This is a genomic window from Streptomyces sp. NRRL WC-3605 (assembly GCF_001509795.1).
GTDB lineage: Bacteria > Actinomycetota > Actinomycetes > Streptomycetales > Streptomycetaceae > Streptomyces > Streptomyces viridochromogenes.
The window spans coordinates 26,138-43,121 of the sequence record NZ_LLZN01000086.1 but is presented as its reverse complement, the minus strand read 5'-3'; the positions used below and the strand labels follow the sequence as shown (position 1 = coordinate 43,121).

Genomic DNA, 16,984 nt, shown 5'->3' with positions numbered 1-16,984 from the left:
CGAAGCCGTTGAGGGCGATGACGAAGGGCAGGCCGCTGTTCTCGAAGTAGTCGACCGCGGGGAAGCAGTCGGCGAGACGGCGGGTGTCCACCAGCACGATCGCGCCGATGGCGCCGCGCACGAGGTCGTCCCACATGAACCAGAAGCGGTCCTGGCCGGGCGTACCGAAGAGGTACAGGATCAGGTCCTGGTCCAGGGTGATACGGCCGAAGTCCATGGCCACCGTGGTGGTGGTCTTGTCCCCGGTGTGGGTGAGGTCGTCGATGCCCGCCGAAGCAGACGTCATCACGGCCTCCGTGCGCAGCGGGTTGATCTCCGAGACGGCGCCGACGAACGTGGTCTTGCCCACGCCGAAGCCGCCCGCCACCACGATCTTCGCGGAGGTGGTGGAGCGGGAAGGACCGCCGCTAGAGCTTGCGAAGTCCACTGAGCACCCTTTCGAGCAGTGTCACGTCTGGCTGGCCGCCGGCGTTCTCGTCGCCGCCGGGCTGATGGATCGCGACCAGTCCTGCCTCCGCCAAGTCGGCGACGAGGATCCTGGCCACGCCGAGGGGGATCGTGAGGAGGGCCGAGACCTCGGCCACCGACTTGATCTCCCGGCAGAGGTTGCAGATCCGCTGATGCTCGGGCAGCTGGCCCTGCATCTGGTGCGGCTGCGCGGTGGTGTGCACCAGCGCCTCGATGGCGAGCTGGTAGCGCGGGCGGGTCCGGCCGCCGGTCATGGCGTACGGACGCACCAGGGGGTTGTTCGACGCCCCGGCGGGCGTCGGCTCAGGGGCGCGTCGCTGCGGCTGCACCGGCTGGATGCGCGGCGCCGGCGGCTGGTCGTACGGCGAGGGTCCGGGACCCTGCGGGGCGTACGGCTGCCGCTGGTTCGGCTGGGAGGGGAAGTACCGGTTCTGGGAACCGTCGTTCTGACCCTGGGCAGGGCCGTACGACCAGTTGCCCGATGACGAACCGTCTGGGGGTGTTGCCACTTTCTCTCCTCCTCCGACTGTGCCTGGCACCCATCATGTGGAGCCGCGTCCCGAAACCTTACGGCCCCGGGACGCCAAGACGCACCGCTGTCCGTTCAGTTGAGCAGGCTCCCTTGGAGTTCCGCACGCAGATCCGGCGTCAGGACCGTACCGGCGCGGTCGACCAGAAGCGCCATCTCGTACCCGATGAGGCCGATGTCCGCCTCGGGATGTGCGAGGACGGCGAGGGACGAACCGTCGGAGATGGACATGATGAAGAGGAATCCCCGCTCCATCTCCACAACCGTCTGGTTCACGCTGCCACCCTCGAAGATGCGCGAGGCACCGGCGGTCAGCGAGGTCAGACCGGAGGCGACGGCCGCGAGCTGGTCGGCGCGGTCGCGCGGGAAGCCTTCGGACATCGCCAGAAGGAGTCCGTCGGCGGAGACCACCACCGTGTGGGACACCCCGGGGGTGTTGTCCACGAAGTTGGTGATCAACCAGTTCAGGTTCTGCGCCGCCTGGCTCATCGGGCTCACACTAACGCTCCTGGTTGTAGGTGCTGTCAGGACCGAAGCCCTGGCCGTTCGTTTCACTTCCCGCGCTGCGACCCCGCTGGACACCGCGGCGCAGGTTGCTCAGCCTGCCCCGGACGTCCTCGGGAGCACGGGAGACCTGTGGGCCCCCCTGGGGGGTGGTTTCGGCGGCTCCCTGGACCAGGTTGGCCTTCGGGACCCGCCGCGGCAGGCCGGAGGAGGTGACCCCGCCCGCCTTGGGCTTGCGGAGCGCCGAGGCCTGCTGCCAGCGCTCGTCGTTCTGGGAGCGCCAGGCGCTGTCGCCGTTGCTCTCCGGTGTGGGAGCCGGTGCCGGCGCGTCCTGCCGCGCGGGCCGCGTGCCGTTGGTGCCGCTCGCGGCGGCGCCGCGACGCGGAAGCCCGGCGTCGGTCATTGCGTGGGGCGCGGACTGGGCCGGTCCCGGACGGTCGAAGCCTACGCCGTCGGACTCGCCGGCGTCACTGGCCTGCGCGGATTCCGCTTCCGGAGCGTACTGCTCCTGGTAGCCGTCGCGGTAGCCGCTCTGCTGGGGCCAGTCGTCCTGGTGGCGGCGCTGGTCGAAGGCGGTGAAGCCGTCCTGCGCGGACCCGTTGCGCGCCACCGGCTCCTCGGCCGTGGGCTCCGCATAGCCGGAGTCCGGGTAGCCGTTCGGGGACGAGAACGTTTCGTCGCGCGGGAGGCCGCCGTTCGGCGCGTAGTACGTGTCGTCGTACGACGCCTGCTGGGGCTCCTCGTAGGCGGAGTGCTGCTGCTCGCCGTACGCCTGCTGCTGGTCCTCGTAGGACTGCTGCCGCTGCTCGTCGTACGCCTGCTGCTGGTCGTAGCCGTCCTGCTGCCCCGCGTAGCCGTTGCGCTCGTCGTAGGCGGGCCGGCCGAACTCGTCGTAGGCGGGCGCCTCGGTGCCGTCCGGGCCCTGCGCCTCGGCCTCGAGGGCCGCGCGGCGCTCCTCGCGCATCAGCGAGCGGCCGACCGGGTCGAGCTCGCGGATGTCGTCCGGGACCTCGGTGTAGGCGCTGTCGTCGAAGCCGAGCTCGGCCGCCGTGCGCATCGGCTGGCCGAAGTTCTCGCCCTGGTACTGCTGCTGCTCCGGGATGATCTGCGAGACGGTGAACTCGTCCTGCAGCGGCTGCTGTTCGCCGCCGCCGCCACCGTGCGTGATGGCGTCCGGGAGCATGACCAGCGAGGTGGTGCCGGCCTGCTCGCCCGAGGGGCGCAGCTGGACGCGGATGCCGTGCCGGTCGGACAGCCGGCCGACCACGAACAGGCCCATGCGCTGGGATATCGCCGCGTCGACGGTGGGCGGGTTCGCCAGCTTGTGGTTGATGTCCGCGAAGTCCTCGGCGGTGAGGCCGATGCCCTTGTCGTGGATCTCGATCATCACGCGGCCGTCGGGGAGACGGGTCGCGGTGACGCGCACCTTGGTCTGCGGCGAGGAGAACGTGGTGGCGTTCTCCAGCAGCTCGGCGAGCAGGTGCACGAGGTCGGTGACCGCGCGGCCGTGGATCTCGGCCTCCGGGACGCCGGACAGCTCGATGCGCTCGTACTGCTCCACCTCGGAGGAGGCGGCGCGCAGCACGTCGACCAGCGGGACCGGCTGGTCCCAGCGGCGGCCGGGCTCCTCGCCGGCGAGGACCAGGAGGTTCTCGCCGTTGCGGCGCATACGGGTCGCGAGGTGGTCCAGCTTGAAGAGGTTCTCCAGCTGGTCCGGGTCGGCCTCGTTGTTCTCCAGGTCGGTGATCAGGGTCAGCTGGCCCTCGATCAGCGACTGGTTGCGGCGCGACAGGTTGGTGAAGATCGCGTTGATGTTGCCCCGCAGCAGGGCCTGCTCGGCGGCGAGCCGGACGGCCTCGCGGTGGACCTGGTCGAAGGCGCGGGCGACTTCGCCGATCTCGTCGCGGGTGGTGATCGGGATGGGCGCGACCCGGGTGTCGACGCGGCCGGGGTCGGTGCGCGAGAGCTGGTCGACCAGCATCGGCAGGCGCTGCTCGGCGATGCCGAAGGCGGCGTTGCGCAGCTGGCGCATCGAGCGGGACATCTGGCGGGCCACCATGCCGGCCAGGATGAACGCGGCGAGCAGGGCGACCACGACGGCGGCACCGGTGATGAGCGCGTCGGTCTTGGCGTCCTCGGAGACGCTCGCGGCCTCGTCCACGGCCTTGCTGACGAGGTCGGTCTCGATCTCGCGGTAGCCCTCGAACTTGGCGGTGGAGGCGCCCAGCCACGCCTTGGGCGTGACGCCCTTGGCGGCGAGCTGCTCGGGGGTGAAGGTGCCCGCGGCGATGCCCTGGAGCATGGCGTCGGCGGCCGGCATGGCGGTGTAGGCGCCGCCCTGCGTGGAGCTGCTGTCACCGGCGTCGACGGCGGGGCCCTTGTCGCCGATCTTCTTTCGCTGCGCGGCCATGATGCCGTCGAGCTGATCGACGTCGTCCTGGGTGGCACCCGAGACGAACTCGTTGATCGCGATGCCCTCGAGGTAGCGGTACGACACGAGGGAGACGCTCTGCTGACGGACCACGGCCTCCTTGGTGCTCGGCCGGATCAGCATGTGCACGCCGATCGAGCGCTGGAGGGAGACGGCTGCCTTGGCGAGCGAGACGGCGTAGACGGTGCGGCCGTAGGAGGTGATGTTGCCGGTGCCCAGACTGAGCTCGTTGGCGAACTCCATCAGGGAGTGCTGGACGGCGACGTAACCCTCTTCGGTCTTCACCGGGTCCATCGCCTTGGTGTAGGCGGCCTGGCGCAGGGGCGACAGCTTGGTCTCGTTGGACCGGAAGAGCTGCATACGGCGGTCGAGCGCGGCCGTGTGCGGGAGGTTCTGTGCCGCCTGGTCGAACTTCTCCTTGGCGCTGTCGGTCGCCGAGCGCAGCTGCGTCACGGTGTCCGTGGTGCCCTTGCCCTGGAGCAGGTCGGCCGCGGTGAGGTCGCGTTCGTCCAGCAGGGCGTTGCCGTATTCCTCGGCGGCGCGCACCAGGAGGGCCACGTTCTCGGCGTCCTCGGCCTGCTGCCAGGTGTCGATCGAGCTCTTCACCTGGAAGCCGCCCATGACGAGGCCGACCATCACGGGTATGAGCAGGATCGCGTTCAGCCTGGTGGGCACACGCCAGTTGCGCGGCGAGAAGCGGCCGCCGCTCTGGGCCGGCGCGGCCGTGGGCTCGGATCCTGGCACAGGGGCGGGCGCCGCTCCGCGCGGCGGCGGGGTGAAGTTGCCCCGGGCCGACGGCTCGGGACTGTTCTTGCTTCGCCTCACTCGACCAACAACCTTCCGGCGGGGTCGGCACCTAGGTCGTGCCGCTGTGTCTCAGAGCCCATCGCCTTGAAGTACGCATTACTGATGAGTACGTCTTCGGCCAGTGGGCAGTTCTGGCATTCCAGCACGGGGGCCCGCGCTCCTCCAAACAGTGGAAGAGGAGGATTCCATGCGATGTAAGTCCCAGATAAAACGGTCATAAAGAGCGAGCCCCGTCAAAAGACGGGGCGGTTGTGCGCGCAGCGAGACCGGTTGACCGCGACGAGTTGCCGTACCACCCGATTCCTCTGCCGAAACGTTATGAACAGCGGAGCCGACCGTGTCAAAGGCCACAGCCGGCTCCGGGACATCTACGACAAGTGCCGTATGTGCCCGCAGACTTCCACTACCGCAGCCGCGCCATGAGCGCGTGCTCCACCAGCGTGATCAGCGCACTCTTGGCATCGGCCCGGTGCCGGGCGTCCGTCGTGATGATCGGCGCGTCCGGTCGAAGCCGTTGAGGGCGATGACGAAGGGCAGGCCGCTGTTCTCGAAGTAGTCGACCGCGGGGAAGCAGTCGGCGAGACGGCGGGTGTCCACCAGCACGACGGCGCCGATGGCACCGCGCACCAGGTCGTCCCACATGAACCAGAAGCGGTCCTGGCCCGGCGTACCGAAGAGGTACAGGATCAGGTCCTGGTCCAGGGTGATACGGCCGAAGTCCATGGCCACCGTGGTGGTGGTCTTGTCCCCGGTGTGCGTGAGGTCGTCGATCCCCGCGCTCGCGGAGGTCATGACGGCCTCCGTGCGCAGCGGGTTGATCTCCGAGACGGCACCCACGAACGTGGTCTTGCCCACGCCGAAGCCACCCGCCACCACGATCTTCGCGGAGGTGGTCGCCCGGCTTGGTTCAGAGCTTGCGAAGTCCACTGAGCACCCTTTCGAGCAGCGTCACGTCCGGTGCGCCACCGTTGTTCTCGTCGCCACCCGGCTGGTGGATGGCGACCAGGCCCGCCTCGGCGAGGTCCGCCACGAGGATCCTGGCCACGCCCAGCGGCATGGACAGGAGGGCGGAGACCTCGGCGACCGACTTCACCTCGCGGCACAGGTGGCAGATGCGCTGGTGCTCCGGGAGGAGCCCCATCAGCGCCGCCGGGTCGGCCGTGGTGCTGATCAGGGCCTCGATGGCCAGCTGGTAGCGCGGCCGGGTCCGGCCGCCGGTCATCGCGTACGGACGTACCAGCGGCTGGTCGCCCTCATCCTCGTACGGCTCCGCGTACGGATCATGAGAGGCGGTGGGCGGGGTCATGAATCCTCCGGGCTGGGACACAAGTCGGTCGGTCAAGCCGTCGGGTGAGGGGCCAGTGGGGGGATTGTGGCGGCCGGACGGTGATTTGGTGAGACGGGTGGATCCGGGAGATGTCAGTGGAGCAGACTGCCTTGCAGTTCGGCACGCAGGTCGGGGGTGAGGACCGCGCCCGCACGGTCGACCAGGAGTGCCATCTCGTACCCGACGAGGCCGATGTCCGCCTCCGGGTGAGCGAGGACGGCGAGGGACGACCCGTCCGAGATGGACATGAGGAAGAGGAATCCCCGCTCCATCTCGACGACGGTCTGTGCGACGTCCCCGCCTTCGAAGATCCGGCTGGCTCCTGCCGTCAGCGAGGTCAGACCCGACGCGACGGCCGCCAGCTGGTCGGCACGGTCGCGGGGGAAGCCCTCCGACATGGCCAGCAGAAGGCCGTCGGCGGACACGACGACGGTGTGGGACACCCCGGGGGTGTTGTCCACGAAGTTGGTGATCAACCAGTTGAGGTTCTGTGCCGCTTGGCTCATCTGGCTCAACTAACGCTCCTGCTGGTGAGTGGGGCTCGGGAAGCTGCCGGTCTGGCCGCTGCCGGCCTGGCGGCCCTGAGCGATGCCCCGACGGAGATTGGTCAGCCGGCCGCGTACGTCATCGGGCGCACGCGAGACCTGCGGACCACTTTGGTGCTGTTGCTGCTGAGCCGTGCCGGGGACGAGGTTCGCCCGGGGCACCCGGCGCGGCAGGCCGGAGGTGGTGACTCCGCCCGCGGCGGGCTGCCTGACGCGTTCAGCCTGCCGGACGAGGTCGTCGTTCGGTGAGCTGCGCCAGGCGGTCGACGCGGAGCGCTGGGGGGCGGAGGACGGCTGGGGCCGCTCCGCGGGGGCCGGACGCTCCTGCTGCGGAGCGGCGGCGGGGGTGTCGGTGCCCGGCTGGCGTCCCTGCGGACCGCCGTGGAACCAGTTGGTCTCGAGCGTGTCGTACAGCGGGGTACGGCCGTCGCCGGGACCGGTCGCCGGCGGCAGGGCCTCGGGCTCCTGACGCACGGGACGCTGCTGCGGGCGCTGCGGCGGCACGGGGGGCTGCTGACCGGCGCCGTAGCCGGTGTTGCCGCCGTACGAGCCGTTGCCGTTGACCTGGGGCCGCTCGAACTGGCCGGTCGACTCCGGGCTCTGCCGGCCCGGCAGCGAGTGCCGACCGGTCGAGCTGTTGTCGTAGGCCTGCGGCACGGCGAACTGGCCCGTCTGCGAGGCGTTGTACTGCCCCGAGCCGTTGGTGCCGAAGACGTCCGGGCGGACGAACTGGCCGGTGTCCTGCTGCGCGTCGGCACCGGGGCGGGCGAACTGACCCGTGTTCTGCGGGTCGTAACCGCCGGGCGCCTGGGCGTCGAAGTCCGGGCGGGCGAACTCCGAGGTGGAGGCCGGGCCCTGCCGGTCGTCGATCCGCGGCATCCGCGAGGTCTGCTGCGCCGGGTCCTCGTCGTGCCCGCGCGGGGTGTCGAGCGAGGCGCGCGGCACCGGGGGCTGCGCGTTCTCGTCGCTCCAGCTGGGACGCGAGGGCTGGTTGCCGCCGGGCAGCTCGGCCCGCGCGCCACCGCGCGGCGGCAGCTGCGGCCGGCGGCCACGGCGGGGGCCCTGCTCGCCGGCGGCGGGCTGCGCCTGCGGAGGTGTCGGGGCGCCCTGGCGGGACTGGTCGCGTCCGGGGGCGGTCCCGCGGGAGCCGAACATGTCCTGACCGGAGCCGTTGCTCTGCATGCCCTGCCCGGCGCCCTGCGAGGGGCCGCCGTACCCGGCACCGGCCTGCGCCGGCCGGCCCTGCGCGGGAGCACCGGGACCGCCCTGCGGTCCGCGCGGCGCGCCCGGTCCACCCTGCGCACCGGCGCCGTCACGTCCGGGCAGCGCCGCACGCGGGCCCTGACCGGCGCCGAGCCGGCCACCGCCCGGGGCACCGCCGCCGAGGGCACCGCCACCCGGCGCACCCCCACCGAAGGCACCGCCACCGGACTGCACCTGACGGCGCGCGGCGGCAGCGCCGGCGGCGGCCTGCGCGGCGGCGGGGCCGCCGGAGGCACCGGGGCCGTTCGGGCCGGGCTTGGCACCGGCCGGCTTCTTGCCGCCCTGGGCGACGTCGACGGGCAGCATGACCAGCGCGGTCGTACCACCGGAGTCCGACGGGCGGAGCTGGATGCGGATGCCGTGGCGCTGCGACAGACGGCCGACCACGAACAGACCCATGCGGCGGGAGACGGAGACGTCCACGGTGGGCGGCGAGGCGAGCCGCTCGTTGATCGCCGCGAGGTCCTCGGGGGAGAGGCCGATACCGGTGTCGTGGATCTCGATCAGCACACGGCCGTCGGGCAGTGCGTGACCGGTGACCTTGACCTTGGTCTGCGGCGAGGAGAACGAGGTCGCGTTCTCCAGCAGCTCGGCGAGGAGGTGCACGAGGTCGTTGACCACGCGGCCGGCCACTTCGGTGGTCGGCACGGCGGCCAGCTCGATGCGCTCGTACTGCTCCACCTCGGACGCGGCGGCGCGGAGCACGTCGACCAGGGGGACCGGGCGGGTCCACCGGCGGCCGGGCTCCTCACCCGCGAGGACGAGGAGGTTCTCACCGTTACGGCGCATACGCGTCGCGAGGTGGTCGAGCTTGAACAGCGAGGACAGCTGGTCCGGGTCGGCCTCGCGGGACTCCAGTTCGGAGATGAGCGAGAGCTGACGCTGGATGAGGCCCTGGGAGCGGCGCGAGAGGTTGGTGAACATCGCGTTGACGTTGCCCCGCAGGAGGGCCTGCTCGGCGGCGAGGCGGACCGCCTCGCGGTGCACGTCGTCGAAGGCCGCGGCCACCTGGCCGATCTCGTCCCGGGAGTGCACACCGACCGATTCCACGGACGTGTCGACGTCCTGCGGGTCGGCCTCGGAGAGCTGCTTGACCAGCTCGGGCAGACGGTCCTGGGCGACCTTGGTGGCGGTCTCCTCCAGCCGGCGCAGCGAGCGGATCATGGAGCGGGCCACGACGAAGGCGCCGACCAGCGACACACCGAGCACGAGCAGGATCAGCGCACCGGAGATGATCGCCTCGCGCTCCGACTCGTTGCGCAGCTCGCGGGCCTTCTGCTCCATCTCCTCGAGCAGCGTGGTCTCGATGGCGCGCATGCCCTGGATCTTGGTGGTGCTGTCGTCCACCCAGTCCCGGTAGGAGCGCTTGTCCAGCGAGGCGAGGCCGGTGGCCGAGGTCAGGGCGCGGGTGGCGTAGGTGTCACTGGCCTTGATCGTCGGGTTGCCGTCACCGATCGGCTTCAGCAGCTCCTCGGCGGGCTCGCTGCCGTAGATGCTCTTGAAGGAGCGGAGCTCGGACTTCTGGCTCTCCAGCGCGGAGTCGGCGTAGAGGCGGTCGTTGTCCGAGAGGTCGGCGTCGGTGGTGTTGTTCGCCGGGAGGGCCGCCGCGAGGACCGCGCGCTGGATGGAGGCGTACTCCTTGGCGGAGGAGAACGACGCCAGGGCGCGGGTGCTCTGGATCATGTCCGGGTTGCTGGTCGCCTCGGCCATGTCCTGGGAGAGGTCCAGCAGGTGGGTGATCAGCCGGTGGTAGGCCTCCACGGTCTGCGTGGAGTTGCCGTCGGCCTGGTACGCCGTGCCGCGGACCTCGGAGAGCGTGCCGAGTTCGCGGATGAGCTGGACGATGTTGTCGCGGACGCCCTTGAGGCTGCCGTCCTTGCTCTGGTCGTCGATCTCCTCGGAGGCGTCGCGGAAGCTCTGCGCGGCGCGGTCCGTCTTGTCGCGGTAGCCCTTGACCGTGTAGTCGGTCGACTTGGCGCCGTGGGCGAGCGGACCGGCGGACTGGTCGCGCTCCTCCTGGAGCGCGTGGGCGAGCTCGGTGGCCCGCTTCGTCATGTCCGTCAGCAGCCGCATGTTCTCCAGCTGCTGGATGTCGTCCATGTTGTCGCTGATGCGCAGGGCGCCCAGCGAGGTGGCCGCGACCACGGGGAGCGTCAGCAGCGCGACGAGGCGCGTGGAGATACGCCAGTTGCGCAGGGCTATTCGTGAGCCCGGGCCGACCTCGCCCCTGGCCGGCTTCTTCGTCGGAGGCGGGGGAACCGCGGCACCCGGGGACGCCGACACGGCGGGGCGCCCGGAGCGCTCACCGCTGTCGACCGACGGGGCCGGGCCCTGGGTCTGGGCGTGCTGGGGCGAGGGACCTCGGTCGGTCCCGCCGTGCTCCGGCTCCGCCGAAGCGCTGCCATCCCTCTTGAAACGTCCCTGCACTAGCGTCGCAACCTCTGGACCAGGCGCCCTTCCGCGTGAGCGGTCGGACACGGTGTCGGCGTATTGGGGAGCGTCCTGAACACGCTCCCTGGTGGTCGTGAGTGACCGGCGCTGGCTCCCCCTTCTCGCCGCCACTCGGCGCGTCGATGCGCCCCCTGTGCGCCGGCTCGATCCTGCGGCGGTCCGTGGAATTCCAGCACAGTGCAGGATTCCCAACAAGGCCCGTAGGTCGAGCCGTGACATACGTGACACCGCGTGAGTACGGGATTACCTGCCGTGGAACCTTATTCGCCCCAGAACGGACATAGGTCCGCGAGTCGCTTTCGCGTGAAAGGTGCCCCAGTCGCGATGATCAGGAGCGGAATGATGGGTTCAGAGGGCGATTGTCCGTTTCCTCGCCTGGGAGGGCAGGCCTGAATTGCCCGGATTGGGTATCGGGGCGTGAGCAAACTCACACCCAGATCAAGGGGTCTTCACGACTTCTCCGGGAAGCGGATGTTTAGCCTGACGCTTTACAAGAGGGATGTTTCTGCCCACTCGCGTCCGGACGCAGGCCCCGAGAGGCCCGTATCCGGGCGCTTCGTCACGACAGGACTCAGTACGACCGTGAAGACGACGATGATCCACACCATAGCCAACCCGCGGCGCACGAAGCTGGCCCACCTCGACAGCGCCGGCGAACTGCGTCTCCCCGAGCAGCCGGAGCACTCCCTCGACCTCCCCGCTCAGACCGCCAATCCCAAGCGCACCATCCTCCAGGAACTCCCCGCGACCACCGTCGCCGGTTAGTACGGACACGGGCGGCATGTCGTTCATCGTGGGACGACCGCCCGTCGGAGCTATCCGTCACGACGGCCCAGGCGTCCGCGCCGCTCGCGCGAGGCGCGGACGCCTCACCGCGCTAGCCTGGAGCGTCAGACTCCAGCCGGCTTCAAGTGAGGGGCGCAGGATCCCGTGCGCATCGCCAGATTCTCCATCGACGGGAACGTCGCCTTCGGCGCGGTCGAGGGCGACAGGCCGGACGAATACGTCCTCGACATCATCAAGGGCATCCCGTTCACGGACTTCGAGCTCTCCGGCACGAAGGTGCCGCTGAGCAAGGTCAGGCTGCTGCCGCCGGTCCTCCCCAACAAGGTCGTGGCCTTCGGCCGCAACTACGCCGAGCACGCCCGTGAACTCGGCAACGAGGTGCCCGACGCCCCGTTCGCCTTCTTCAAGCCGTCCACCTCGGTGATCGGTCCCGGCGACGAGATCCAGTACCCGTCCTTCACCCAGGACCTCCACCACGAGGCGGAACTCGCCGTCGTCATCGGCCGGCTGTGCCGGGAGGTCCCGCGCGAGCGCGTCAAGGACGTGATCTTCGGCTACACCTGCGCCAACGACATCACCGCGCGGGACGTCCAGAAGCGCGAGAAGCAGTGGGCGCGGGCCAAGGGCTTCGACAGCTCCTGCCCGCTCGGCCCCTGGGTCGAGACCGGACTGGACATCGGGACGGCGTCCGACCTGACGATCCAGCTCACGGTCAACGGCGAACAGCGCCAGCTCGGCCGCACCAGCGAGATGATCCACTCCATCGAGGACCTGGTCGTCAACATCTCCGAGGCCATGACGCTGCTCCCCGGCGACGTCATCCTCACGGGCACCCCGGCAGGCGTCGGACCCCTCAGCGTCGGCGACGAGGTCGCCGTCACCATCGAAGGCATCGGCACTCTCACCAACAAGGTTGTCAAGCGTGGCTAGCGCATCAGGCTCCCCAGTACGCGTCCGTTTCTGCCCGTCGCCCACCGGTAACCCCCACGTGGGCCTGGTCCGCACCGCCCTGTTCAACTGGGCGTTCGCCAAGCACCACCAGGGCACGCTGGTCTTCCGTATCGAGGACACCGACGCGGCCCGCGACTCCGAGGAGTCCTACAACCAGCTGCTGGACGCCATGCGCTGGCTGGGCTTCGACTGGGACGAGGGCCCCGAGGTCGGCGGCCCGCACGCGCCGTACCGCCAGTCGCAGCGGATGGACCTCTACAAGGACGTCGCCGCCAAGCTGCTGGACGCCGGCCACGCCTACCACTGCTACTGCTCCCAGGAGGAGCTGGACACCCGCCGCGAGGCCGCCCGCGCCGCCGGCAAGCCGTCCGGCTACGACGGGCACTGCCGCGACCTCACCGGCGCCCAGGTCGAGGAGTACAAGGCCCAGGGCCGCACGCCGATCGTCCGCTTCCGGATGCCCGACGAGCCGATCACCTTCACGGACCTGGTCCGCGGCGAGATCACCTACCTCCCGGAGAACGTCCCGGACTACGGCATCGTCCGTGCCAACGGCGCCCCGCTGTACACGCTGGTCAACCCGGTCGACGACGCGCTCATGGAGATCACCCACGTCCTGCGCGGCGAGGACCTGCTCTCCTCCACGCCCCGCCAGATCGCCCTCTACAAGGCGCTCGCCGAACTGGGCATCGCCAAGCAGACCCCGGCCTTCGGCCACCTGCCGTACGTGATGGGCGAGGGCAACAAGAAGCTCTCCAAGCGCGACCCGCAGTCCTCGCTGAACCTCTACCGAGAGCGCGGCTTCCTGCCCGAGGGCCTGCTCAACTACCTGTCGCTGCTCGGCTGGTCGCTCTCCGCCGACCAGGACATCTTCGGCATCGACGAGATGGTCGCGGCCTTCGAGATCGAGGACGTCAACCCGAACCCGGCCCGCTTCGACCTGAAGAAGTGCGAGGCGATCAACGCCGACCACATCCGCCTGCTCGACGTGAAGGACTTCACCGAGCGCTGCCGCCCGTGGCTCCAGGCCCCCGTCGCCCCGTGGGCCCCGGAGGCGTTCGACGAGGCCAAGTGGCAGGCGATCGCCCCGCACGCGCAGACCCGCCTCAAGGTCCTGTCCGAGATCACCGACAACGTCGACTTCCTGTTCCTGCCGGAGCCGGTCTTCGACGAGGCGTCCTGGACCAAGGCCATGAAGGAGGGCAGCGACGCCCTGCTCCGCACGGCCCGCGAGAAGCTGGACGCCGCCGACTGGTCCTCCGCCGAGTCGCTGAAGGAGGCCGTCCTGGCCGCCGGCGAGGCCCACGGCCTCAAGCTCGGCAAGGCGCAGGCCCCGGTCCGTGTCGCCGTCACCGGCCGCACGGTCGGCCTGCCGCTCTTCGAGTCCCTGGAGGTCCTGGGCAAGGAGAGGACGCTCGCCCGGATCGACGCGGCGCTGGCGAAGCTGTCCGCGGCCTGATCCGCACGCGTGCCCGTGAGGGGCGGCACCCGCATCGCGCGGGAGCCGCCCCTGCGTCGTCGGCGATGTCAGTGGGCCCCACTACGGTCGTCCCACCGAGTCCTTGATCAGGAAGGCGCGCCGCCATGCCGATGTCCCCTCGCGACTACACCTGGCTGTTCACGCCGGGCAGCACGTTCAGCCACTCCTCCGGGACGACCGGCGTGACCCACGTGGCCGACGGCGGCGAACTGGACCTGCCCACCGGCCGGGTCGTCGCCTGCGACCCCTTCGTCTACCTCGGCACCGGCGACATCGAGCCCTTCACGGTCACCGTCGCCCCCGGCCGCTACCGCGTCGAGGCCGCCGTCGCCACCCTCACCCGCGCCGGCGAGGCCCCGTCCGACCACCCGCACCGCCGGGTGGCGGCGGCCCGCCTGGTCATCCGCGACGAACCCACCGTGACGTGGGAGTTGGCCCTGCTCCCCGGCCAGGACCCGGCCGACCTCGGGGACGACGAGTTCTACGGCTACGGCGTCGACGCCGGCACCGGCTGCTTCTACGACGCCGCGGCCGAGCAGGGCTTCCCGGAGGCGCAGGAGGACGAGGGGCCGCTGTGGGACGCCTTCGAGGACAGCGACTGGTCCGGGGGACCCCATCTGATCAGGTCCCCCGGCACCGGGCACACCCTGGCCGCCTTCACCTCGGGCTGGGGCGACGGTGCCTACCCGACCTGGACGGGCCGCGGCGCCGACGGCGAGGTCACCTGCTTCGTCACCGACTTCCTCGTGGCCCCGGCCGAGGCCGGCGCCCCCGTCTGACCGGCCCGGTCTGACTGCCCGCGCGGCACGATCCCCGGACAGGCCGCGCAGGCGCGCGCTACCGTCGGATCATGGGCATTCGCGCGGTGGTCTGGGACGTGGACGACACGCTCTTCGACTACACCGCGGCCGACCGAGCCGGGATGCGCGCCCACCTGGCGGCCGAGGGGCTGCTCGAGCGGTACGGGAGCGCCGAGCGGGCCCTGGCGCTCTGGCGCGAGGTCACCGAGGCGCAGTGGGCCCGCTACGCGGCCGGCGAGGCGACCTTCCAGGGGCAGCGCCGCGACCGGGTGCGGGTCTTCCTCGGCGAGGAGCTGGGCGACGCCGGGGCGGACGCCTGGTTCGACCGGTACGTCGCCCACTACGAGACGGCCTGGGCGCTGTTCCCGGACGTCCTGCCGGTCCTGGACGCCCTCGCGGCCAGCCACCGGCACGCCGTCCTGTCCAACTCCAGCCTGCACGTCCAGGACCGCAAACTGCGGGTGCTGGGCGTCCACGACCGCTTCGAGGCCATCCTGTGCGCCGCCGAGCTGGGCGTGTCCAAGCCGGAGGCCGGTGCCTTCCACGCCGCCTGCGCGGCCCTGCGGCTCGCCCCGGACCAGGTGGCCTACGTCGGCGACCATCCGCTGATCGACGGGCGGGGCGCCGCCGACGCCGGGCTGCTGTCGGTCTGGATCGACCGTCACCGCCGGGCTGCTGTCGGTCTGGATCGACCGTCACGGCGTCGACGGGCGGGGCGCCGCCGACGCCGGGCTGCTGTCGGTCTGGATCGACCGTCACGGCGTGTACACCGCCGATGACGCGGCCGCCGGCCCCCACCGGATCGCCTCGCTCGCCGAACTCCCGGCGCTGCTCGGCGCCGATACCCGTTTTGGAGCCCGGCCCACGTTCAGGTAATGTTCTTCCTGCGCCGCCGGGGAGCGGGCCGAAAGGCCGGGAACCGGGGGAGCGAACTAGAACAAGATCCCCTCAGGGGCTTGCGTTCCAGTGGCCTATGGTGTAATTGGCAGCACGACTGATTCTGGTTCAGTTAGTCTTGGTTCGAGTCCAGGTAGGCCAGCTCGCAGAGCTCATCTGCGCCGCGGAGACCAATCCGCAAAGCCCCCGTTGTGTAGCGGCCTAGCACGCTGCCCTCTCAAGGCAGTAGCGCCGGTTCGAATCCGGTCGGGGGTACAGATCCTTCCCGCGAGGACGGTTCGGGTAGCTCCCGCCGACCTCGATGCAGGATCGCTAGGGCCCCCGTTGTGTAGCGGCCTAGCACGCCGCCCTCTCAAGGCGGTAGCGCCGGTTCGAATCCGGTCGGGGGTACAAACTGGTCTAAACCACATTGGTCTATGGTGTAATTGGCAGCACGACTGATTCTGGTTCAGTTAGTCTTGGTTCGAGTCCAGGTAGACCAGCTCGGATCTGCGGAAACGTACGATCCTCGCCCCCGTTGTGTAGCGGCCTAGCACGCCGCCCTCTCAAGGCGGTAGCGCCGGTTCGAATCCGGTCGGGGGTACAGCGAGAAGGCCCTCCGCTTCGGCGGGGGGCCTTCGCCGTGTTCCCGCTCACTCGAAGCCGTACCGCCGCTGGGCCGGCCGGTGCGGGGCCTGGAGCATCGGCTCAACAACCGGGCGCAGGGCAGCGGCAGTTGAGGGTCCCAGTCGTGGCCGAGGCGCGGTGGGGCCACCACGGGAGCGCGTTCTCGTAGCGCCAGAGGTTCCGTCGGTCCGGGAGCCGCCGCGGCGTTGGGGCGGCTCCCGGACCGACGGCGTGGACCGTCGGGAGGGGGAGGGGCGGTCAGCCCGTGCGGCGCAGGGCCTCGGACAGCCGGGAGGCGGCGTCGATGACCGCCTGGGCGTGCATGCGGCCGGGGTGGCGCGTGAGGCGCTCGATGGGGCCGGAGACCGACACGGCGGCCACCACGCGGTTCGACGGGCCGCGCACCGGCGCGGAGACGGACGCGACGCCCGGCTCGCGCTCGCCGATCGACTGGGCCCAGCCGCGGCGCCGGACGCCGGAGAGGGCGGTGGCCGTGAAACGGGCGCCCTGCAGGCCCCGGTGCAGCCGCTCCGGCTCCTCCCAGGCCATCAGGATCTGCGCGGACGAACCCGCCTTCATCGTCAGCGTCGAGCCGACCGGGACCGTGTCCCGCAGACCGGACAGGCGCTCCGCCGCGGCGACGCAGATGCGCATGTCGCCCTGGCGGCGGTAGAGCTGGGCGCTCTCGCCCGTGACGTCCCGCAGATGTGTGAGGACCGGGCCGGCGGTCGCGAGGAGACGGTCCTCACCCGCCGCCGCGGCCAGTTCCGCGAGGCGGGGGCCGAGAATGAAACGGCCCTGCATGTCGCGCGCCACCAGTCGGTGGTGTTCCAATGCCACGGCCAGTCGATGGGCCGTGGGTCGTGCGAGTCCGGTGGCCGAGACAAGTCCCGCGAGGGTGGCCGGGCCGGACTCCAGGGCGCTCAGGACAAGGGCTGCCTTGTCCAGGACGCCGACGCCGCTACTGTTGTCCATGCAACGATACTCGCGTCTCACTCTGTGAAACGCAAGTTCAATTTCTCGTGGAACACGCCACTCTGGATGTCACGAAGGCACAGCGGCCCGTGGACCAGAACGGGCCTGGCGGCGGACGTCCGGAAGCAGGGGCACGGACGGCGGTCGCCTTCTCAAGATCTCTA

At 70.6% G+C, this 16,984-nt stretch carries 12 protein-coding genes, 5 tRNA genes and 2 pseudogenes; 10 read left to right on the top strand and 9 right to left on the bottom strand.

Annotation, left to right across the window (positions count from 1 at the left end; translation table 11 throughout):
- The 8 genes and pseudogenes from ADL34_RS28350 to ADL34_RS28315 form a co-directional block, all read right to left on the bottom strand.
- On the bottom strand, nucleotides 1-427 hold a 427-nt coding region (locus tag ADL34_RS28350), incomplete at its 3' end, for a GTP-binding protein (protein ID WP_060881415.1).
- Nucleotides 408-977, bottom strand: a complete 570-nt coding sequence (locus ADL34_RS28345; RefSeq protein ID WP_062666611.1) for a DUF742 domain-containing protein — start codon at nucleotides 975-977, stop codon at nucleotides 408-410. The genes ADL34_RS28350 and ADL34_RS28345, both read right to left, overlap by 20 nt.
- Nucleotides 978-1,072: 95 nt before the next feature.
- On the bottom strand, nucleotides 1,073-1,486 hold the full coding sequence (locus ADL34_RS28340) for a roadblock/LC7 domain-containing protein (RefSeq protein ID WP_004983065.1): 414 nt from the start codon (nucleotides 1,484-1,486) through the stop codon (nucleotides 1,073-1,075).
- Nucleotides 1,487-1,496: 10 nt separating this feature from the next.
- Nucleotides 1,497-4,757, bottom strand: a complete 3,261-nt coding sequence (locus ADL34_RS28335; RefSeq protein WP_062666613.1) for a nitrate- and nitrite sensing domain-containing protein — start codon at nucleotides 4,755-4,757, stop codon at nucleotides 1,497-1,499.
- A 385-nt stretch (nucleotides 4,758-5,142) separates the two neighbouring features.
- Nucleotides 5,143-5,666: pseudogene (locus tag ADL34_RS28330) on the bottom strand (GTP-binding protein).
- Complete coding sequence (locus ADL34_RS28325; RefSeq protein ID WP_003997626.1) at nucleotides 5,647-6,045, bottom strand: DUF742 domain-containing protein; 399 nt, start codon at nucleotides 6,043-6,045, stop codon at nucleotides 5,647-5,649. Before ADL34_RS28325 ends, ADL34_RS28330 begins: the two are co-directional and overlap by 20 nt.
- A 113-nt stretch (nucleotides 6,046-6,158) precedes the next feature.
- Nucleotides 6,159-6,572, bottom strand: coding sequence for a roadblock/LC7 domain-containing protein (locus ADL34_RS28320; protein WP_055624380.1), 414 nt, complete (start codon nucleotides 6,570-6,572; stop codon nucleotides 6,159-6,161).
- Between the two features lie 9 nt (nucleotides 6,573-6,581).
- Nucleotides 6,582-10,301, bottom strand: a complete 3,720-nt coding sequence (locus tag ADL34_RS28315) for a nitrate- and nitrite sensing domain-containing protein (protein WP_062666616.1) — start codon at nucleotides 10,299-10,301, stop codon at nucleotides 6,582-6,584.
- A 618-nt stretch (nucleotides 10,302-10,919) separates the two neighbouring features.
- Between ADL34_RS28315 and ADL34_RS28310 the strand changes: the two genes are divergently transcribed.
- The 10 genes and pseudogenes from ADL34_RS28310 to ADL34_RS28265 all read left to right on the top strand — a co-directional run bounded on the left by ADL34_RS28310 (nucleotide 10,920) and on the right by ADL34_RS28265 (nucleotide 15,822).
- Complete coding sequence (locus ADL34_RS28310; protein WP_179199268.1) at nucleotides 10,920-11,090, top strand: hypothetical protein; 171 nt, start codon at nucleotides 10,920-10,922, stop codon at nucleotides 11,088-11,090.
- Between the two features lie 165 nt (nucleotides 11,091-11,255).
- On the top strand, nucleotides 11,256-12,041 hold the full coding sequence (locus ADL34_RS28305) for a fumarylacetoacetate hydrolase family protein (RefSeq protein WP_062666621.1): 786 nt from the start codon (nucleotides 11,256-11,258) through the stop codon (nucleotides 12,039-12,041).
- The gene (gltX, locus tag ADL34_RS28300) at nucleotides 12,034-13,521 is read left to right on the top strand and encodes a glutamate--tRNA ligase (RefSeq protein ID WP_079034078.1); all 1,488 of its coding nucleotides are present in this window, start codon (nucleotides 12,034-12,036) and stop codon (nucleotides 13,519-13,521) included. Before ADL34_RS28305 ends, gltX begins: the two co-directional genes overlap by 8 nt.
- A 125-nt stretch (nucleotides 13,522-13,646) precedes the next feature.
- A complete protein-coding gene (locus tag ADL34_RS28295) occupies nucleotides 13,647-14,321 on the top strand; it encodes a DUF4241 domain-containing protein (protein ID WP_062666625.1) in 675 nt (224 codons plus the stop codon).
- Nucleotides 14,322-14,392: 71 nt separating this feature from the next.
- A pseudogene (locus ADL34_RS28290) lies at nucleotides 14,393-15,218 on the top strand (HAD family hydrolase).
- A 91-nt stretch (nucleotides 15,219-15,309) separates the two neighbouring features.
- Nucleotides 15,310-15,381 (top strand) — tRNA-Gln (locus tag ADL34_RS28285).
- Between the two features lie 40 nt (nucleotides 15,382-15,421).
- Nucleotides 15,422-15,494, top strand: a tRNA-Glu gene (locus ADL34_RS28280).
- 62 nt (nucleotides 15,495-15,556) lie between these two features.
- A tRNA-Glu gene (locus ADL34_RS28275) sits at nucleotides 15,557-15,629 on the top strand.
- 20 nt (nucleotides 15,630-15,649) lie between these two features.
- Nucleotides 15,650-15,721, top strand: a tRNA-Gln gene (locus ADL34_RS28270).
- 28 nt (nucleotides 15,722-15,749) lie between these two features.
- Nucleotides 15,750-15,822 (top strand) — tRNA-Glu (locus ADL34_RS28265).
- A gap of 281 nt (nucleotides 15,823-16,103) precedes the next feature.
- Here ADL34_RS28265 and ndgR read toward each other — a convergent pair.
- A complete protein-coding gene (gene ndgR, locus ADL34_RS28260) occupies nucleotides 16,104-16,820 on the bottom strand; it encodes an IclR family transcriptional regulator NdgR (RefSeq protein ID WP_055623332.1) in 717 nt (238 codons plus the stop codon).
- Nucleotides 16,821-16,984: the final 164 nt, after the last annotated feature.

Coding starts and splice junctions, on each gene's coding strand:
- ADL34_RS28340 (WP_004983065.1), bottom strand. CDS start 1,486: ATGAGCCAGGCGGCGCAGAACCTGAACTGGTTGATCACCAACTTCGTG.
- ADL34_RS28325 (WP_003997626.1), bottom strand. CDS start 6,045: ATGACCCCGCCCACCGCCTCTCATGATCCGTACGCGGAGCCGTACGAG.
- ADL34_RS28320 (WP_055624380.1), bottom strand. CDS start 6,572: ATGAGCCAAGCGGCACAGAACCTCAACTGGTTGATCACCAACTTCGTG.
- ADL34_RS28310 (WP_179199268.1), top strand. CDS start 10,920: ATGATCCACACCATAGCCAACCCGCGGCGCACGAAGCTGGCCCACCTC.
- ADL34_RS28295 (WP_062666625.1), top strand. CDS start 13,647: ATGCCGATGTCCCCTCGCGACTACACCTGGCTGTTCACGCCGGGCAGC.
- ndgR (WP_055623332.1), bottom strand. CDS start 16,820: ATGGACAACAGTAGCGGCGTCGGCGTCCTGGACAAGGCAGCCCTTGTC.